The organism is Ktedonobacterales bacterium (assembly GCA_036557285.1).
Taxonomy (GTDB): Bacteria; Chloroflexota; Ktedonobacteria; order Ktedonobacterales; family DATBGS01; genus DATBHW01.
This window is the reverse complement of sequence record DATBHW010000012.1, coordinates 56805-76025: the sequence shown is the minus strand read 5'-3', so window position 1 is coordinate 76025 and position 19221 is coordinate 56805. Positions and strand designations below refer to the sequence as shown.

Below are 19221 nucleotides of genomic sequence, written 5' to 3'. Positions count from 1 at the left end.
CTTTCTATTCGGCCAGATCAGTTTCTGGCAAAGTAAGCTGAAGCATCGCTTCGGCGGCCATGACGACAGCACCCTTGCGGCGGCCCCAACTGACCAGCGCCTCCAGCAGGGTGCGTTCGCGGCTCTTGGGGTCGCTCATCTCCAGGATGCTCTGCGCCATCGCCCAGAAGGCTTCGTTGTCCGGCCCCAGGCCGTGCGTGGTGATGTACTGGTTGAGAGCGTCGGTCTGACCAGCCGACCAGAGCGCCATCAGCCGGTGGAGCATATCAACCATAGGCAGCGCGCCGTTGGGCAGCGGTTCGCCCAGGCCAGCCCCGCCCCTGCCGACGGGGACGCCAGAGCTACGCTCCACCCCGGCGCGCTCCTCGAAGGTGAGCAGGCGCAGGTCATTGCCGGACATTTTGGCAGTGCGGGCCTCGCCCTCGTCCTCGCCCGCCTCTTCGTCGCCGGGGGGCGCGGCGCTGGCGTCCCCGCCGACAGGGGCGGGGGAACCGGCTCGCCTGGCGCCGCCTCTGGCGAGGATGCCGCGCTGGCCGCGCAGGTCGTCCAGGTTGAGGCCATAGCCGCCAGCCAGCAGGATACACTCGCCCATCGGGGCCGGACCCAGCCCGAAGCTGTGCCGGTGCATGAGGTAATAGCGCGTGGTTTCGTCGAGCGTGCCGGTACTGGCCCCGTGCAGGATGCGCCCCAGGGCAAAGTCGGTGACGAGCCGCCGCACCTCGCGCAGAAACTCGCCGACGGTGAAGTGGCTGCCGTCCAGGCGGCGCACCTCGCGGTAGCTGCTGTAGCTTTCCAGCGCCGGACCCACCGCCGCCCAGATGAAGTCGGGGCCGGAAATGCCCTGGTCCCAGAAGTAGCGCAGGCGCTCGGTGATGCGCTCCTGCATGCGGCGCATGACATCGCCGTAGCGCCCGGCGCCCGCCTCTTCCGGCCTCTTGCGGCACACCAGCCAGATCGATGACGCCAGCGCCGCCGAGTTCAGGGCGCGGGTGCGATTGCCCATTTCGGTATCAATCGGCCAGGAAGCGGTGACTGTCCAGCCAGCGGCAATCATGGCGCTGACCAGCGTTTCCCACGCCTGTACATCCTTATGGGCGAAGACGACAACCATGATGCCATCGGGTCGCAGGGCTTGCTGGGCGCGGGCAAATGCCTTTGCCATGCCCGATTCATAGTTGAGACGAGCAGCCTGCTCATCTTTCTCAAACAGGCCAGCGTTCTGAACCAATTCGCCTTGCTTGGGTACAACCTCTGCGCCGAAGACGCTACCAAATTGGCCGTTCAGGCTGCGCTTGAGCCAGACATAGAAGAAATCAGAAAGATCAGCATAGGGAACAGCATCATAATAAGGAGGGTCAGTAATGATAGCATCATATGTTTCTCTGTCAGTTAGATCGGTAGCTGAGCCTTGACGTACCTCCGAGGTGCCATCGTTTGCTGCCTCAAGGGCATGCTCAATAAATCTAGCAACCCACTCAAGTTGGCCTGGAAAGCCGCCAGAAGTTCTGGCTGTTGGATTGAGTTCGGCAAAATCCCAACTAATGGTTAACCGAACTCCAGATAACGTATTGGCGATCTTCTGATAACCAACATCCCAGTGGGTAAGAGTGCTTCCACGATCCGCAATGCGATCAATTACCAACGCAAGATATGCCCTAATTGCCTCAACCAAGCCAGTGCTATATCCCGTTTCTTCCATAGCCAAAGAGGCTTGCTCAGTCCAATAAACCAAAGTAAGCAGCATTAATAGGGCACGATCTGTGAATATATCATTGAAGTGATTGAAACCATACCTAACTATAATGACTCCTTGATTCCGTGAGGAAAGATAGGCTAAGCCAATTGATTCTCTTGGACGACCAAGCGGAATGCGCGATTCTGCTAATGGTAATTGTTCAGTTGCCATTCGTGCTGAAGCCAAATCATCTTCGGTAGGTTGGCGATATTCTTTGCTTTGATTGCCTTCTATAACAACTGCTGTCATCTGTGCGCCCATGCGGTGTTGCTGTCCTTGCTGACGTAGATACTCGGTGGGAAGTTGAGTACCGCAGCGCGGGCAAGTAGCTTTTGCTACGGTCATTGTAGGTTGTCCAGGCTCTTCCTTCTCATCAGGTTCCCATATCTCGAAGCGTACTGGGCCTGATTTACCATCAGGGATGAGGCGTAAGGCGGCACGATGTCCCTCTGCTTTACTTAACCAGAGCGTCTTGAGCAGCGGAACCTCTGTCCCGCAGTTGGGGTCAGGGCAGGGAACGGTACGCGCCCAGAGGTAGGTCAGCGGGTTTTTGCCATTGACGGCGGGATAGAATGGCGCAAGCTCCTGGCGGGCGTGGTCCAGCACCCAGCCTCCCCAGGCGCGCAGGTGGTCGGCCAGGTTGCCCAGGCGCTGCATCTCTTGCTCTTGCCAGAGGGTCTGCTCGATGGCGGCGTTGGCCGCCGGGACGGCGGCGCTGCGCTCGGGAGGGCGGCTGCTTTCGGTCAACGGTAACGCTGGCGGGACGGTGGCGCTGCGCTCGGTACGGGCGCGCTTTGTGCTGGGATTCGCGCTTGCCGGGCGAGTGGCCGACTCCAGATATTTCACTACCTCTGGCGGAATAGGCCAGGTCTGGCCCGCCAGCTTCTGCGGATATTCCAGCGTGCAGCGCAAGAGCAGCCAGGCCACCGGGTTATAGTCAATGGCGGTCACGTCGCAGCCCAGCCGCATGGCCTCAAAGGGGATGGCTCCGCCGCCAGCGAACATATCCAGCACTTTGGGGGCGCGCCCGCCAAACGCCCGGCGAATCTCCTCGCGGAACCTGTGGAGTTCCGGCCCGTTCTCCGTTCCCCAGCGGGTGATGCTTTCGATGCGCTTGCAGAGTTCGGCGCGGCTGGCGTCGTCGCCAGGGTCGGGCAGCAGCGAGGCAATCACGCTGGCCCGCGAGGCGGCCAGCGGGCGGCGCGCGGGCCAGATGTGCAGCGTGGAGATATGGCCGTGTCGCACGTTCTTCTCGTGCTTGGAATCTTCGGAGACCTTCTTCAGCGGGAAGGCTTCTTCAATCAGACGGCGGGTTGGCGTGGTTCCCTCGCTCATGGCGGTATGCTCCTTTGGGCTGGCGATTCTATTGGCGCGGCGTTGAGACGCCGGGACGGCGGCGCTCCGCTCGATAGGGTTGCTCCTTAGTGTTGATGGTTACGCTGGCCGGGCGTTGAGTCGGTTTCCAGTCGGGCCGCTGCGAGCGGAGCGCCGCAGTCCCGGCGGCAAAACGCCTGGTTAGGGCGAACGCTGCTGTCATAGCAAAACAGGCGCTTCCACCCAGGGCCAATGCTCCAGGTTGGCTTTCATCGGGTTTTGCACGATATATGTGACAACTTGCCAGAAGTCTCGCTCATCGCGGATCAGACGATCATAGTATTCGCGTTCCCAAAAGACGCCTTTGCTGCCGAGCAGCTTCTGGGCTTTATGTGCTGTATAGGATTTCCAAGAGTGCAGAATATCTGGCAGGCTCGCGTCGCCCAGTTGCTCCATCAGAATGTGTACATGATTGGGCATGATACACCACGCATGGAGACGATAGCGTGTTCCATCGAAGAAGCGTAATGCGCCAGCCACGTACTCGGCAATCACCGCATTGCGTAAAGAACACGCGCCCGCGCCGGTATCGAGAAAGCGCTGGATGCGTGCCCGGCAGAAGGCTTCCAGTCGCTGTTTTTCTCCAGGCGTAACCTGCCGACCCTGTGCCTGTATGCGGGCGAGCAGCGTCTGGCGTTCAGCTTCATAGGCTTCACGGACCTCTCGTGGCAGGGAGTCGGCCAGGCGGAACGTGATGAAGTAAGCTGCCCCGCGCTGTTCCCAATGAGGGATATATCCGCGTGTTCGTTTGTTGATCGCCTCCGGGTCGGGCGGGTCGGCTGGCGCTGTGTCATTCATAGGTCTACTCCTTTGGGTCGGCATTCAGGCTGGCTTAAGGCCGAGACGCTGCGAGCGGAGCGCCGCCGTCCCGGCGGCTCAATGCTGCGCACGCGCGAATGCTGCTCCTCATAGCGTTCCGCTGCGAGCGGAGCGCCGCCGGGCCGCCGACTCAATGCTGCGCTCGCGCGAATGCTGCTCCTCATAGCATTCCGCCGCGAGCGGAGCGCCGCCGTCCCGGCGGCCCGGCGGCGCTCTGCTTAGTAGGATTGCTCCTTTCGGCCAACGGTAACGATAGGCGGGCGTGCTGCCGAGACATCTTTCTTCTTTCTTCGTATTCCGACTTCCTATGCTTCTTTGGGCTGGGCCAGGATGGCGGCGGCGGCGATGGTCACGCCGCCTTTGGCCTGGGCGATGCCCCGCGCTGCCGGGTTCTGAATGACACGCAGTTCTGGCGCGGGCGTTTCGCAGTGAAAGACGACATAGAGCCAGTAACGCTCGCCGTGATTCTGGGCCTGCGCCCACTCGTTGGGCGTCAGTTCCACCTCGCCAGCGCGGGCGCGGCCCTTCACTTCGATCAAGCGCGGCGGCTCGTCGGGGCGCGTGGAGCGCAGATCAAAGCCCAGCTTGAGCGTCGGGTCATGGACATCCTCAACCACGCCGCCGTGTCGCTCCTCGTAATGCTGCGCCGTCTGCATGGCGATGCGCTCCACCTCATCGCTGCGGCGGCGCTCGGCCTCCTCCGGGGCCATCGGCAGCACCAGGGCGCGGGCGTAGACCTGCATCGTACCCATCTCAATGGTGTCCGGCTCGGTCTGCGCGGCGTGCAGCGCGGCGTCCTTCTCCTGTTCCAGCCGGTTCATCTCGTCAACGCAGCGATGGAGCCTGGTGCGCGCCGCTGGCTCGTTGCGGGCCACCGCCTCCTTCAGCCGGGAATAGTGTGTGGAAAGCTCGGCCTCGCGCAGATTATAGGCGGCGGTAAGCTGGCGTTTGCGCTCCGGCACGCGGGCCGCCGCCTCGGCGCGCAACTGCTCCAGCCGGGGCAGCGCCTTCTGGGTATACAGATATTCCTCCACCGGCGTCATGTCTTCGGCGGCCCGCAGCAGGGCTTGCGGCAGTTCGCCGGAATGCGCGTCTTCCGGCGGATTGGCGGGCAACAGCGTCATCAACTGATGGGCAGGCACCTCTTCGCAGCGTCCATCGGCCCAGCGACGGATGCCAATCAGCACCTCGGCCAGGGGTTGATGCTCCGCGCCGTTGGTCGGGCTGGTGTCGGGAGCCGGGCGGGTCTGGATGATGGGCACTTTTGCCAGCGCGAAGAAATAGGGTTCGCTGGCGTCGGGGTCGAAGAAGACCGCGCCCCGCTCCGCTTCTGCCGCGCAGCGGAACATGCACAGGTCCAGCACGGCGTCAAAGACGGCCTCGCCTGGATGCAGATAGGCGGCCTCCGGTCTGGCGGCGGCGGGCGGCATCGCCAGTTCGCGCCGGAAGGTCAGTCTGTCGCGCAGGTCGGCGGGATAGCTGGCCTCCAGCGCGTGCAGCACGCCTTCGTGGGCCTGCTCCAGCCAGAAGATGCCGTTGGGGTCGCCGCCCAGGTTCATGCCCAGCCGGGCGCAGGCCGCCTCGAAAAAGGCGCGCACATAGGCGGGCATCATGCGTTTGATCTCGGCGGCCTCCAGGTCGGCGCGGATGCCATCCAGCAGGGCGCGCACCTCCGAACATTCCACGCGGTTGCGCTCGGCCTCCAGTTCCTGGCGCACGCGGTTGGCATCCAGCGCCGATTCCACCTGCGCCACCGCCTCATCCACTTCGCCCAGCAAGACGGCGCGCTCGATGATCTTTTGCAGCGGCTGGCCGGAGAACTGATTGCTAATCAGGTCAAAGACTTTATCGCTGCCCAGTTCCCTGCGGATATTTTCCAGCTTATCCAGCAGCACCTCCAGCACGCGGCCCTCGCGGGTGTCTTTGGCAATGACGTTGATGAGCAGCACATCATGGGTCTGCTTGTAGCGATGCACGCGGCCCATGCGCTGCTCCAGCCGCGCCGGGTTCCAGGGAATGTCGTAGTTGATGAGCAGCCAGCAGAATTGCAGGTTGATGCCTTCGCCAGCGGCATCGGTTGCCACCAGATAGCGCGCGCCGTTCGGGTCGCGGAAGAACTCCACCTGCTGCTCGCGCTCCTCGAAGTTCAGCCCGCCGTGAATGCTGGCGATGTGGCCTTCGTGGCCCATGCCGCGCAGCCGCTCGATCAGAAAGTCCATCGTGTCGCGGTGTTCGGTGAAGATCAGCACCTTGGTATTGGGATGCGTCTCCAGGGCGCGGCGCAGTTCCTCAAACTTGCTTTCGTGCCTGCCGGTATAGACACCGCGCGCCATCGCGCAGAGCTTTTCGACTTCGGCCAGTTCCAGCCGCAGATCATCCACCGTGCGCGAGGCGGTGGCCCCGGCCACCTCCTGTTCGGCTTGCTCGTTCTCTTCCAGGCCGTCCACCGGCTCTTCTTCGTCGCCCGTCTTGGTATCCAGCGTGCTTTCAACCTGAAGCTGTTCTTGCTGCCTGGCAAATGCCGCAGCGGTCAGTCTGCCAGCTTGCAGTTCGCGCAGTTCCTGGCCCAGCTTTTCGGCGCGGCGCTCCAGCGAGCGCAGAATAGCGTAGCTGGAGCTTGCCAGGCGGCGCTGCAACATGCTCATTGCCAGCCCGGCGGCGGCGCGGTTGGTGTTCCTTGCCAGATTGAAATAGGTCTGGCAGTAGGCGGTGACGGCATCGTAGAGTTCCTGTTCTGGTGGCGTCAGCGGATAGGCCGCCGGTTCTGTCTTGCGGCGCTTGTAGAGCGGCGCGCCATGTTGATCGATCATCTCCTCTTTCATGCGCCGCAGCAGGTGATGCCGCTTTTGCTCCGGCAGCATGCGGTCAAAGGCGGCGCGCGAAGACAGCAGCACCGGCTCCAACAAGCGCCAGAGGAAGTAATAGGGTTCATCCTTTCCCATATGCGGCGTAGCCGACAGCAGCAGCAGATGGCGGCCCTGCCCGGCGATCAACTCGGCCACGTCATAGCGCCTGGATGTATGTATCGTCAGGTCGGCATCGCGCCAGGCCGAGAGCTTATGCGCCTCGTCAAAAACCACCAGATCATAGGGCGGCGCGGCTTCCAGATGGCTGCGCATCGGCTCGCGCCAGAGGGTATCCACGCTGACAATCGCCAGGTTGTTGTGCGGGTCCAGAAAGGGATTTTCCTCGCGGGCATCGGCGCTAGAAAGGATGCGGAAGCGCAGGCGGAAGAGGTTCGTCAGTTCGCGTCGCCAGTTGCCCACCAGTCCGGCGGGCGGCACAATCAGCACGCGGCGCACCAGTCGTCGCAGCAGCATCTCGCGGATATACAACCCGGCCATGATCGTCTTGCCCGCGCCAGCATCGTCTGCCAGCAAGAAACGCAGCCGACTCTCTTTGAGCAAATGGCGATAGACGGCTAGAAATTGATGTGGCAGCAAATCAATCAGCGAGGTTTCGGTCGCAAAGATGGGGTTAAACAGATAGGCGTGTTGCAGGCGATAGCCCTCAGCCACCATGCGCACCAGTTCGGGGTCGGCGCGAAAGACGCTGGAGCCGCTTTCAATGACCTGGAAGCGTTTCTCAGCGTCTGTGAGTGCGTAGATGGATTGCTCAATCGCGCCGGTTTTCTGATCCTTGAACCAGAGCTTGAGGGTATTGCCCATCGGACTCCACTGATGGACTACCCACTCGCGCCCCAGGAGCGTATCAAACAGGCGTGTTCCCTCGTGCAACTGTTCTACGAGCGCCATGAAACCCCTCCTTCACCAACCTGGAAAAGCTCGCGCCTCGGCGTCTTGCCGGGTGTAGCAGCAGAGTGGTGGCAATCCCGCGCCGCTGGGGTCGTAAGAAGGCAACACTGGCCTGCTATGCCGGGCCACCACGAGGCACACATGATAGTGAGGTAACAACTGAGCAAGGCCATTATAATCGTCCTCCCGCTGGAACGCAATAGTCTATCGCAATACGATTAACTGCTCTCCTGTGAGAGACGGTACTTGAGCTTGCGCTGGATGGAGCGTAATGCCTTGCGCTGCCGATAGACCGTGATAAGCTGGCCGTCGTTGCTCATCAGCGCGACGGTGCCTTCCAGCCTGGAAACCCAACTGGCCTGACGATCTGCTGCGGGAAGATCGCGGCGGCCCAGAAAATAGAAAGTCACGCCGGTGCGCTGAATACGCCGACCATAGGTCAGCACATATTCCAGAGCTTCTGGAGCGATATTGCGCCGGGCAGCCTGCCGGGCCGCATGCAGGGAATATTTGCCAGGCGGCTCTAAGGTTTGCTGTGGCATAGATGATCTCCCTGAGCTAACCCTACAGCGCGCTGGTGGGTTTCATCACCTACCAGCGCGCTGTCTTTTTGTTCTGCTAGATGGTCAGATCCCAGGTGGCTGCTGCGTTGCTGAACGGTTCCTCAAAGGTGAACTCGAAGGCTTTGAGGTTCTTGGGCACATCGTACACTGTCTGCCCTCTGGTTGTCTTGCCAGGCTGGACATCACCATCTGGCTCATGGATGCCAGTGAGAACCACGATCTCGGTATCGTACTTCTGACCAGTGCTATCAGAAAGTGCAAACTGGAGGAGGGATGAGATGGTGTGGCTCTGGCTGTCCGTGTTCTGGAAGCTGGCATCGATCACGAGATAGACGCCCTTGGGCACATTGAACTCGCCATCACCTTTATTTGTCTTCACACTGTTGATGGTGACAACCCAATAGCTGACTTTGACGTGTTCACCCACTTTGAATGGCTTGGGCGTCGGCGCGGCGGTCACAGTGCCATTGACAACGGTTGCCGGGGTGGCGGCTTCTCCGCAAGCCAGGATCACCCCTGCTGTCAGAATCAGAGCCAGGATGCCAAGAAATTTTTTGCTCAACTGTTGTGCTCCTTGGAGACGGGGATGAGAACCCCATTCCGCTCTTTGCTTCATAAGAAGTGCTGCACTGGATCCAGTTGGACAGTTCCCTCTGCCCTTATTTGACCTATACAGCAGGAGCGAGCAAAAACGGAAAAGAAAGGCGAGCCAGCACACACATGAGGAGGGTGTCTGATGCCGACAGCGGAGAGTCAGTCAGCATCAGGATCGGCGGGGCAGACATAACAGAATGGGCAGGCGAGGCAGCGTCGCTCTTCGGGGTTGATGGGAAAGGCGCCCGCTTCGATACCGGCGGCAGCTTCATCGAGCTTGTCTAGCCGAGAGCGCCGCCTGCGGGTAGAGTCGAGGTATTTCATCGCATCCTCGCGCGCCTTCTCGGTCATATCAAGCACATCGCTTTGTGGATTGGTTCCAGGCATGGGCGCAACGTCCGCCAAAACATCACCAAGGTAGGCAACCTCAATGCGTACCGGCGCCTGCTGATTCTGCTGCCAATGGGAGAGATAATACAGCGGCAGATGCAAATCCTTCTCATCCTCCGTGCTGGAGCGGCGCGCATGAACGCGCGTCAGTACCGTTGGCACTATTTGAGAGTTAGTAGTCGTCGGGTCGCCAGCCACGCGATCAGCCTTTACCTGCACAATGCAGCGGTTGAGCGTCACGGGCAAATCCTGGGCAAGACTGACGAGGTATAAGGAAGGGGATGCCGACGCAGCAGTAAGCTTCTTCCATTCAGCACGAAGGAGATGGCGCGCGTGCTGCCAGTAGAACTGGTCATAGGCGTGCCCTGCTGCGCCCTCCTCTTCCCAGCAGAGGCGCAAACGCTGTTCTACCTCATCCCAGGCAGCTTGTGGCTGCGCAGTGTGGACTTCGCGGAGTTCGCTTCGCCCCCGGCGAAGATAGCGGTGGAAACGCACGGCAGCATCCTGTGCAGGATCAAGCAAACCATAGCGGCGCGCATATTTATACTGGCGCGGACACTTTTGATAGAGTTCCAAATCATAGAGGGGATACGCCTTTTTAGCAGGAGGGTCTGCTGCCATCGCGGGGATGGTTATCCGCAGTCCGCCATCCTCATCCTCCTCAGCGTCCTCTTGCGCCGAAGTCTCCAATGCAACTTTTTCGGCCAGGGCAGCCAATTCTTCAACCATATAGAGGGGCTGTATCTGCCCTTCCGGCAATGCCCCCTCCACCAGATCAAGCAGATCGGAGGGTTGAGCCACTCTGCCATGATAGCTGGTAGCCCGCGTCAGGACCACCACATCTTGCGCGCGTGTCAGGCCCACGTAGAAGAGGCAGCGTTCCTCTTCTTTCGCCGCTTCCAGGGCATCTTGTTCAAGGAAGCCAGGGGGATTGGCCTCTGATGGAAAGGCGGTGGAGGGGAATTGTCCATGCGCCAGCATAGGCAGATAGACAATAGGAAACTCCAGCCCCTTACTGGCATGAACCGTTAAGATACGGACAGCATCCTCTTCGCCTACAGGGATAGAGAGATGCAGGTCGGTCAGGTGGAGCGCGCGGAGATAATACAGAAAACAGGCAGCAGCAGGAGCGTTTGCAGACGGCGCAGTGGTTGTCTCACTTGCCTGATCAGGGGCAAGTGTTCTTGATGCGGCGGGTTTCTGCGCGCGTGTTACTGCGCGGCTCAGGCGGGCGCGGAAATCTGGCTCGCGTTTCCAGCGGGCATCAAAGCGTGTGACTATGCGTATCAATTCGCCCAGCACGGCCAGCGCGGCCTGAGCGCGCTCCTGGCTTGCTGCTGCGGGCAGGACTGATTCCTCAGACGAGGACGAGATCAGCCCATCGGCTACACGCACAAGCTGCCAGACATAGCCACCAGGTCGAAGAAGTATACTTGCCAGGTTACTGCCAAGATGCGATTCGTCAAGGCTGGATTGGTAGCGCAGCTTGTGCGCCAACTCGCCCAGCCCTGCCAGCGATGTTCGCGTCGTTGGGCTGAGTTGGACAATTTCTGCCAGGAGAGCCGTGTCACTCAGCGCGCCTGGCAATGTCTGGTGCCTGGAAACCAGCGCATGGATCACGGCGGCGATCTCCTGGTTGGTGGGAGCTGGATACCCCAGTCCTGCAATGAGTTCTCGTGCGCGCAAGAGGCCGCGCACATCTGATCCTGTAGCCAGGGAGAGCAGCGCCAGCGCATCTTTCACTTCGGAACGCTCGAAGAAATGCCCCATCTGGCTGACGGGTATGCCCTCTGCCGCCAGCGCAGCCGCCATCCGGTGCGTTTGTTTGTGGGTTCGACAGAGAATGGCCTGGTCTTTGAAGGCAACGTTTTGCTGTCGGTGGCGTCGGATCGTTTCAATAATGCCAGCCTCTTCGTGCGCTTCGTTGATAAAACTGTCGCAGCGGAAAACGGCTGGATAGCTCCCTTCCTGCCGATGCGCTTCCAGAGCGCCAAGATAATCAGCATGCGGCTCCCCAACGTCCCCATCCTTTTGGGGAGATGGCGAGTACGCAGCCATGCGCGCGGCCATTTCTGAGCCAAGCTGGACAATCGCTGGAACCGAGCGATAGCAGCGGCGCAGGGGATAGATACCCAGGGTAGGATAGAATGCTTTGAGCCGGGTGAGGTTGGTGGGCGCCGCGCCCCGCCAACGATAGATAGACTGGTTACGGTCGCCCACCACCCAGAGTCCCCGGCCACTTTCTCCGGCGATGAGCAGCAGCAGCGCAGCCTGAGCGAAGTTGGTATCCTGAAATTCATCCACCAGGATTTCGGGGTAACGCTGGCGGATCTCGGATAGCACATCCGGGTTAGCAGCCAACAATTCTACCGCTCGCTGGATGAGTCCGCCAAAGTCCACCAATCCTCGTTCCCGCAGTGCTCGATCCCAAACGGCATAAGCGTTTGCCCGCTCGCTCGCCCTGGCAATTTGTTCCGGCGTGAAGGTTCCTGGGGGCGGCTGGAGTTTGGCTTTCCCGCTCTTCTTTTTTCTGGATTGGTTCGGCTCTTCTTCGCCTGCTGGTTCGACTGGTGGAGGTGGCATAAGCGGCATTCGCTCCACCAGATCGAGATACTTGTCAGGAGTTATCAGTCTATCGCGCGCCTGGGAGAAATTATCCAGCAGTTCGCCCAGGTGCCGTGTGGGGACACTCAACGAGCGGTAGTAGTGCAGTGGGAGTTCGCCCAGCAAATCTTCCATGAGTAAGAAAGCATCCGTTTTATCAAGGATGCGGAAATCTGGCTCCAGCTTGCGCTCGCCAGGGCCGCAGGGCACGCGAGAAGCGTACCCACGTAAGAGGGCAGCGGCAAACGCATGGATGGTCATTACCGGCATACGCTCGCCCGGCAGATGCGCGCGCTCCAGCCGTTCGCGCATCTCGCCCGCCGCGCGGTTCGAGAAGGTCAAGGCCAGCACGCGCTCTGGAGGGATGCGCTGTTTTTCGATGAGATACGCGACGCGCCCGACCAGTGTAGCCGTTTTGCCAGTCCCTGGCCCGGCTACCACCAGGGCCGGTCCGATAGCCTGAGCGGCTTCCCGCTGAAACTCATCGAGTTGGGCGATAATGTCGGTGGTACTGCTCGCTGCGGGCTGGTTCTCAGCTAGAGCAGGTAATAGCTGGCTAGCGCGCCCGGTCTCCAACCTGAGGCCGGCTGTTAAGACAGCATCTATCAGGCGCTGCTGCGCAAGCAGGGGTGAAATACCAAAGTGCGCGGCAAGCCAGGCAGCATCACATGTTGGGCGTGTCGCAAAGAGGCGTCGTACCTCGGCTCGTGGAGCAAGCAGCTCAGCAGCGAAGGCATTGGCCTCCAGTTCCCGGTAGACGCGCGGTGAATATTCCTCGACCCGGTGGTCGAGGTGGCGAAGATTGCTGGGGTCAGCTTGTTCGTTTACCTCGGCCTCAGTGCAGGCGGGGTGAAAGGTGGTTTGTTCTCCTCGGTGCAGCGTGAAGTGCGCCAGTTCATGAGCAATGGCAAAGGCACGCTTTTCAGGTGTGAGATCGGGATGCAGCCAGATTTCACCGCCAATCTCTGGATTGTTCCATCTCCATAATTGCAACCGCGAGTAGGCCCCACCGAGCATTCTGCGGCAATACATGCCCTCGTTTAATTCGAGACCTAAAAGATCGCAGAGTTGTTCGACTAACCCGTTGGCCTGGGGCGCTTTTGTTTCTCTTCCCTGGGTTATGCTGCCCTCGAATGCGCCAACTCGCTGGCGCAGAGTAATGGCAGCCTGGCAGATGACTTCAATGCGTTCCATACAAGGTTTCTCACTTCAGGCGTCTGATAGGTCTCGCGCAACGATCTCAGCCCATTCTTGTTTTTGTTCAGTTGTGAGCCGGGGGCTTGTCTGGATGGCTTCTAGAAAAGCTTCTTGTTCTTGCTGAGGAGCCTGATCGGCATAGAAAAATCCCCCGGCTTGTGCTGGGGTAGCTCCCTGGAGAAAGCCGATGATCGCTTCGGGAACAACCTGGAGGATTTTGCTCGCTCGCTGAATGAAGGTACGGGGAATGGTACTGGCTGCAACAGCGTGGGCCTCCAGCTTTGCCAGGACATCCCGGCTGATGCCCAGTGCCTCAGCCAATTTTGGTGGCAGATAGCCAACTGAGAGGCCCTGCTGTACTAATCCTTCGATGGCAGCATGTTGGAAGGAGGCGGATTCCGCCTGGATGAGGGCGCGTACTTTTTGCTCGGCAGCAGTGAATTCAGGGGAAGGCACAGGATCAGGTTCTTCTTCTGCTGCTCCTATGGTATGGAAGAAGAGGGCAAACTCCATTAATTCTGTGGCAAACTGTGGGTAACGCTGTATATACTCTGCGATTTTGGGGGATTTTCCTGCGTAGTACTCGTCCTCATATTGGGCAGTAATATGATCCAGTTCATATTGCCGCTGGTAGTCTGCGCCGGTAGGCTGATCGTGTTGTGAGTTAGCCACGTGACTCCTCCTCGCCCCCTAGATATGTGCGCAGTTCGTCCACGATTCTTTTGAGATGCTCACGCACCGTTTTGTCGGTGATGTGAAGCAGATTGGCAATTTCCTGCTGCGTATAACCAGCATAAAAGTATCTGTAGAACATCTGTCGTGATTTAGGATCAAGCTGTGCCAGGAACTCCTCTATATCTATACGTACTTCTTCCTCCCCGAAGGGCTGACTGTGCGAATCAGTCAGACTGAGCAGCCCAGTGGTGCTTTCCTCATCTCGGCTGACGTCTATGCTGTCCTGTTCAGTGATGGGTACGCGCGTCGGGTCTTTAACCCCTTTGCGCTGCCACACTCCTTCTTGTTCTAAGAATGTATGCGCGACATGATGTATGATCCACTTGAGCTTCTTGCGAAAGCCCTTGAGCAAGAAGGTGTCTGGAGCATTGGCAAGTTCTCTCCAGAGCGCGAGATAACACTCTGATGCTAAATCCTTAGCGACTTCTTGATTGATGCCACCAGGGGTCTGGCTGTCGAATATCTTGATCCAGAATTGAATCGTTTTCCGCACGTGGGGGATGATCACATCAAAAATACGTTCTGCGTCTCGTCTGGCCCCCGCGCGCAACCGTTCGCGCAGGCAGCGGCTCAGTACCTCAAGGAGCAACGCGCCTGCCCCGAATGTCTCTACGCGCTGCCAATAGGCGGCTGTGCCAGCGGCTGGCAGTGCCTGAAATTGCTGCTCAAAGTCAGCCTGCCGTGCTGCTAAATAGTCGTCCTGCTCGCCTTCCACGACTCGCTCCTTCATCATTGCTGCCACAGGCTGCCACTCCAGGCGGCGAAGGAAGGTTCCGGGGCTGCTGGAGGCGCGGCCACTGTGCTGTGAGGCAATGTCGAGTATAGGAGGCGAGCAGAACAGTGTCAATAGAACCTCTGTACTAAGTATTTTGTTTCTCGTCAGAGAGCAGCAGGGTGAGCAGGTTCATCTCGCGCGACATCAGGGTATGCCCGGCCTGAAAGGTCTTGGCCCGCAGCGCCTGCAAGTCCTGGCTGGTGATGAGCAGGAACGGGAAGCGGCTATACCAACTTCCAATGGGCAGTAAGGTATCAATGGGATAGCTGTCCCGAACGTAATGAATCAGCGCGCTGCGCAGGAGCGCGGCTTGCTCGTCCTCTTCCCGCTCGGCCAGTTCCTGACAATACGCGGCAATCGGCCCTTTTGCCACAAACATCGCCAGGGGAACGACATGATAACCGCGCTGTATCCCGCCACGATGTTCCAGTCGCTGCGAACGCTCGGCGTCCTCCACTTCCTTGAGCAACTGACGAAATGCTTTCGCACCATCAACCACGCTTTGTGAATACTCACGGGGGTGGTTGAGCACATGACAGAGGGCCTTACGCGTTTGCTCATTGGCAACGGCAGCAATCTCGCGCGAGATGCCCAGATGATGGGTGGTCTCAACCGCCGCATCTACTGGCACTATCAGCAGATTCCCCAGGACATACGCCTCTTCCACCAGCTCATCGCTGAGCATCCACTGCTCCAGGCGTCCCTCGGAGGCCCCCTGATAGAGCGAAAGGTAGGAGCCAGGTCCAGGAGGCAGGCGAATCTCAGCGTGGTCCATCAGGCGGCTGATGGCTTTGTGCAAGGTCGTCAGCGCCCAGTCATTGCTGCGCGCTCCGCGCATCTGCTGGCGCAAAGCGCGCTCGAAGGCAGCAACATCATGGTGGTAGGCTTGCCCGGCGCCAGAGACCGATTTCCCCCGATGGGGATCAGGCTCACTGCTCGATCTCGCAGTGGCGCCGCGCCAGCAATGCGGGTCATCACACACATCTTGAGGAGGCTTAGCATGGTCATCAGGCTCATCAGTCCTTCGCGCAGACAGCTCTCTCGTCGATCTGGATGGATGACCACGCGATCAGACAGGTAGAAGGTCACGTGTTTCTCTCCCAGGTCGTAGGAGCCACCGCGCCCGCGATAGAGAACCTGGATAATCTCCATCAAGTTGGTTTCGATATTGAAACGCGCTACGTCCACCAGGATATGCCTGGCTTTGGAGAAGGTCAGCCCCCGGCTGGCCGAAGACGTCATGAACACGATGGCGAAACGGTCACGGTCCTCCGCTCGCTCGATAAAAGCGCGCTCGCTCTCTGAGCTATCGGCGTGAATCTCGACGTAGTGTTCGTGCCTGGTAAAGGTTTTCCCGACCTGCTCTTGCTGCTTGCGGATAGCTTCAATGATGCCTTGCAGCCGCCCTTTATCCTGGACATACACGATGATTTGCTCTTCGTTGTCCCGCTTCTCCAGGAGTGAGCAAACATCCTGAACGATGCACTGATCGATGCGCCGCTGCGTCCTCCAGCTTGAAAGCAGTTCACGCTGTTCGGTGCGTGTCAGCTCATCCGACAGTTCCAGGGTATCCAGGCAGACCTGATAGCGCAGATGCAGCGTGCTGGCTGGATAGGAGTTGCTGTTGACCAGATAGGCATCGTCCGCGCCCTCCTGCTCGAAGCTGAAGGGAAGCAGCGAAACGGCTTCCGCAGCCTGATCCTGATGGTGGGGCGTTGTGGTCAGGTAGATTTTCCGGGCGTCCGGCTCGCGCTGGTCGAGCGCGAAATGCGCACGCGCCACCTCGACGCCGGTAATGGAGGCATCGGAAACGATGATGGTCGTGCGAAAGCCATACTGCTCCAGGCGCAGCTCCTTCAGCCATTCGGCCACGCGCCGGAAGAACTCGTAGCCAGAGTCATCCCCCGTAATCTCATCAATCATGATAATGATATGCCGGGTCGTCGCTGCCAGCGCGCACATCTGGTCAGGGAGAAAGCGGTTATCCTTACGGCTGTAGGCGCTGCCAAAGATTTCGCGGAGGTGTTCCAGCGTGTCGCGGCCCTGGTCGTCGCGTTTGAGGGCCTGAATAGCCAGTGCAGCGGCAAGGGCATTGGGCTGTGTGGTACTTAGCGCGGCGCCAATGGCAGTACAAATACTCTTCACGACTCCAGCCCCCTGCATGCCTTTGTCGCGCAGCGTATCCTCAGCCACCTGCGCCAATCGCCTCTGCCCACCAGCGGCGGGATTCTGGTTCAGACGCTCGACCGCTTCGCTGGAAAGAAACTGCACCCCACGAGGTTGAAGCGGCAGGCGCGCCGAAGCGCCGACATACTCGACGGTGGGCCGACCACCGGCACTGCGGATCAAAGCGGCGTTGGCGCTCAGCCCAAGAAACTGATCGCTGTAAAATGCTTCTGCGCCATTGCTTGCCTCCTGGGGCGCTGCTTTGAATTTTTCCAGAATATCACGATTGACGGCTTTGCGCGGGCTGGCGTAGAGCAGGAGATAACCTTCCTCGTGGCAGCGTTTTTTCAGATAGGTGGCAATCGTCGTTGTCTTGCCGATGCCGGGGTTGCCAGTCAAGAAGAGGTAGCGGCGTCCAGATTCCAGGGCACGCCAGACCAGTTCGGCATGCGCCGCGCGCGTATCCGGGACGCCGCTTTTGCTGTGTCGCACCAGGTCTGCCGGGGCTAGATCATAGCGGCGCAGGGTTGCCTCTGGGGGGAGCATGGTTGTGTTCTGAAACAATCCGGCCAGAGTCTCGGTGTGTTCGATACCGCCGCTGGCGGGAAGCTGCTCGGTCAGCTTCTGCATAAACGTCTTGCCATCCTGAAAGAGCAGCGCCGTTTTGCGTTGAATGACCTGAAAGACCCGCTTGCGTGCCTCTTCCAGACGTGCTGCTTGCTCCAGTTCAGGCTGGTCATATTTTCCCCGGCGGTAGGTTTCGGCGCATGCCTCCAGCACTTCCTCCTGATCTGGGCGCAGGGTCATACTGCTGATGCCGCGCCCAGAATAGCCAACGACGTGAAAGGAGAGGGGCGCATCAGGTTGCAGCAGGTTGGAACGACGAACAAAGTGATAAAAGCTCTGGGCATAGCTGGCGGCCTGGATCAGCTTGGAGCTTTCCTTATCGCTGCTAGCAAAGGCCGTAAAATACGGCACAAGCTGCCGGGTGAACAGCGGGCCAGTTTCGGCGCCCGTCTCGATGGCAAGCCGGGAAAAGGCTCCTTTTTCCGCGAGATAGCTGACATCGCGTTCCAGCATGCGCAGCAGTTCCCCGCCAATCGTCAGGTCGGTGGCGAGGTGGCGGCTTCCGGCTGTAGCGATAGAGGTGTCTATCACGAGAATATCATGGCGCGTGTTGTGAGCATGCTGCACCCAGAGCAGCAGGTCTGCATTGAGGAAGCCGCCACCCTTCCGCTCCGCCTCCCAGATGGCGCTGAGCGGTACGCCAAGCTGCTCCAACCAGCAGGTATATTGCTCGTCCCGTGCTTGCTCTGAAGGTTCCTCCAACCGATTGCGTCCCTGAAGCGAGCACTGCCAATAGCGCACCTGTAGCTCGCGCCTGGCACGTTCTTGTTTGCGTGTCCCTTCGCCTGCCTGGGCGACCAGCGCATCCAGGTACTCATTCAAGAAAGTCAGGCCAGAGACGTGGCCTTTGAACAGGTAGTAGCGCGCCAGTACCCGCCCGGCATCGCGCACGCTCAGGGATGGCACCCGGCGGACAAAGCGATCAATAACCTGGGGGAGCGGATAGCTCTCTCGCTGTGCCCGATAGAACTCCAGGGCTGGTGGTGGCGTGGGAAGCGTCCCCAGCGCGCGAATGACCCCCAGCATAAATCCGGCCTCAAAAAGACGCCCGGCGTCCTCAACCAGTGGATCAATCATTGCACGCCTCGTTTCTCTGGCGCAGCCAGGATGTCGTTGCGCACCATCGTCAGGAAAGATAGGAAATTAAAGCGCAAGGCGCGATTGGCATGCGGCTGAGCGGCAGCGGCGCCAACCGATTCATCCCCGATGATGGCTTCATAGGGATTGAGCTTGATAGCAATTGGCCCCCGCTCCTGCTTCTCGTAGCGCGAGAGGTGAAAGAGGGTAAGGTAGAGCACCAGCAGGTTTTTCAGGGGATTCTTCCCCCCTTCATCATGGATCAAGGCTGCCCGCAGATCACGCTCGTTGAGAACGCCGCCGTAGATATTGAGCAGGGTCGCGTAGGAGACGACCCCATTGTATTTATCTGCCCTATCCCGGCTGGCGACGTTGGTGTGTCCGCTGAATAGGTTGAGGAACACGACCATTTGCTGCGCCTGGCTGCGGTCATCCACCACCTGGGTGAGTTCGGCCAGATCCTGGATATAGAGGGTATCGGCCCCCAGATCGCGGGCCAGCTTCATTGCGTGGTACTGATCGCGGAAGACGGGATAAATGTGCAGCCCTGGCTTTTCCTGAAGGCAGCGGGTGATGATCTGGCGCGAGAGGAAGAACAGCCTGTCATCATCCTGGCCTGCCACCGCGCGGTCCTGTCCCTTGCGGGTGATGTGCAGGGTGCTGCTGTAGGGCGCTTGCGCCACATACAGGATATGGCGATACCCGGCTTGATAGAGATGATGCATCTGGTCCAGGATGATGGTCGGGTTGGTATAGAGGTCCTGGGCCGGATAGGTTCCGCTGAAGGTAGCGCGCCGCTGCACTCGCATA

At 59.6% G+C, this 19221-nt stretch carries 13 protein-coding genes; all 13 read right to left on the bottom strand.

What is annotated here, in order from left to right; all coding sequences use genetic code 11:
* Positions 1-4: 4 nt before the first annotated feature.
* The 13 genes from VH599_04660 to VH599_04600 all read right to left on the bottom strand — a co-directional run bounded on the left by VH599_04660 (position 5) and on the right by VH599_04600 (position 19220).
* A complete protein-coding gene (locus VH599_04660) occupies positions 5-3070 on the bottom strand; it encodes a DUF1156 domain-containing protein (GenBank protein ID HEY7347588.1) in 3066 nt (1021 codons plus the stop codon).
* 28 nt (positions 3071-3098) lie between these two features.
* Entirely contained in the window at positions 3099-3272 is a 174-nt protein-coding gene (locus VH599_04655; GenBank protein ID HEY7347587.1) for a hypothetical protein, read from the bottom strand.
* Positions 3269-3907 carry a transposase gene (locus VH599_04650; protein HEY7347586.1) on the bottom strand — a complete coding sequence of 213 codons (639 nt, stop codon included), beginning with the start codon at positions 3905-3907 and terminating at the stop codon, positions 3269-3271. The genes VH599_04655 and VH599_04650 overlap by 4 nt, the downstream gene beginning before the upstream one ends.
* Positions 3904-4092 carry a hypothetical protein gene (locus VH599_04645; GenBank protein HEY7347585.1) on the bottom strand — a complete coding sequence of 63 codons (189 nt, stop codon included), beginning with the start codon at positions 4090-4092 and terminating at the stop codon, positions 3904-3906. The genes VH599_04650 and VH599_04645 overlap by 4 nt, the downstream gene beginning before the upstream one ends.
* Positions 4093-4233: 141 nt before the next feature.
* A complete protein-coding gene (locus VH599_04640; protein ID HEY7347584.1) occupies positions 4234-7683 on the bottom strand; it encodes a helicase-related protein in 3450 nt (1149 codons plus the stop codon).
* A 218-nt stretch (positions 7684-7901) separates the two neighbouring features.
* The gene (locus VH599_04635) at positions 7902-8225 is read right to left on the bottom strand and encodes a DUF4258 domain-containing protein (protein HEY7347583.1); all 324 of its coding nucleotides are present in this window, start codon (positions 8223-8225) and stop codon (positions 7902-7904) included.
* Positions 8226-8301: 76 nt separating this feature from the next.
* Entirely contained in the window at positions 8302-8808 is a 507-nt protein-coding gene (locus tag VH599_04630) for a DUF4352 domain-containing protein (GenBank protein ID HEY7347582.1), read from the bottom strand.
* Between the two features lie 191 nt (positions 8809-8999).
* Entirely contained in the window at positions 9000-13028 is a 4029-nt protein-coding gene (locus VH599_04625) for a UvrD-helicase domain-containing protein (protein HEY7347581.1), read from the bottom strand.
* A 15-nt stretch (positions 13029-13043) separates the two neighbouring features.
* On the bottom strand, positions 13044-13703 hold the full coding sequence (locus VH599_04620) for a hypothetical protein (GenBank protein ID HEY7347580.1): 660 nt from the start codon (positions 13701-13703) through the stop codon (positions 13044-13046).
* Positions 13696-14499: a sigma-70 family RNA polymerase sigma factor gene (locus VH599_04615; GenBank protein ID HEY7347579.1), complete on the bottom strand. Its 804-nt coding sequence runs from the start codon at positions 14497-14499 to the stop codon at positions 13696-13698. The genes VH599_04620 and VH599_04615 overlap by 8 nt, the downstream gene beginning before the upstream one ends.
* A gap of 127 nt (positions 14500-14626) precedes the next feature.
* On the bottom strand, positions 14627-15379 hold the full coding sequence (locus VH599_04610) for a hypothetical protein (GenBank protein HEY7347578.1): 753 nt from the start codon (positions 15377-15379) through the stop codon (positions 14627-14629).
* The gene (locus tag VH599_04605; protein ID HEY7347577.1) at positions 15346-18411 is read right to left on the bottom strand and encodes a helicase-related protein; all 3066 of its coding nucleotides are present in this window, start codon (positions 18409-18411) and stop codon (positions 15346-15348) included. The genes VH599_04610 and VH599_04605 overlap by 34 nt, the downstream gene beginning before the upstream one ends.
* On the bottom strand, positions 18408-19220 hold the full coding sequence (locus VH599_04600; GenBank protein ID HEY7347576.1) for a hypothetical protein: 813 nt from the start codon (positions 19218-19220) through the stop codon (positions 18408-18410). Before VH599_04600 ends, VH599_04605 begins: the two co-directional genes overlap by 4 nt.
* Between the last annotated feature and the right edge of the window lies 1 nt (position 19221).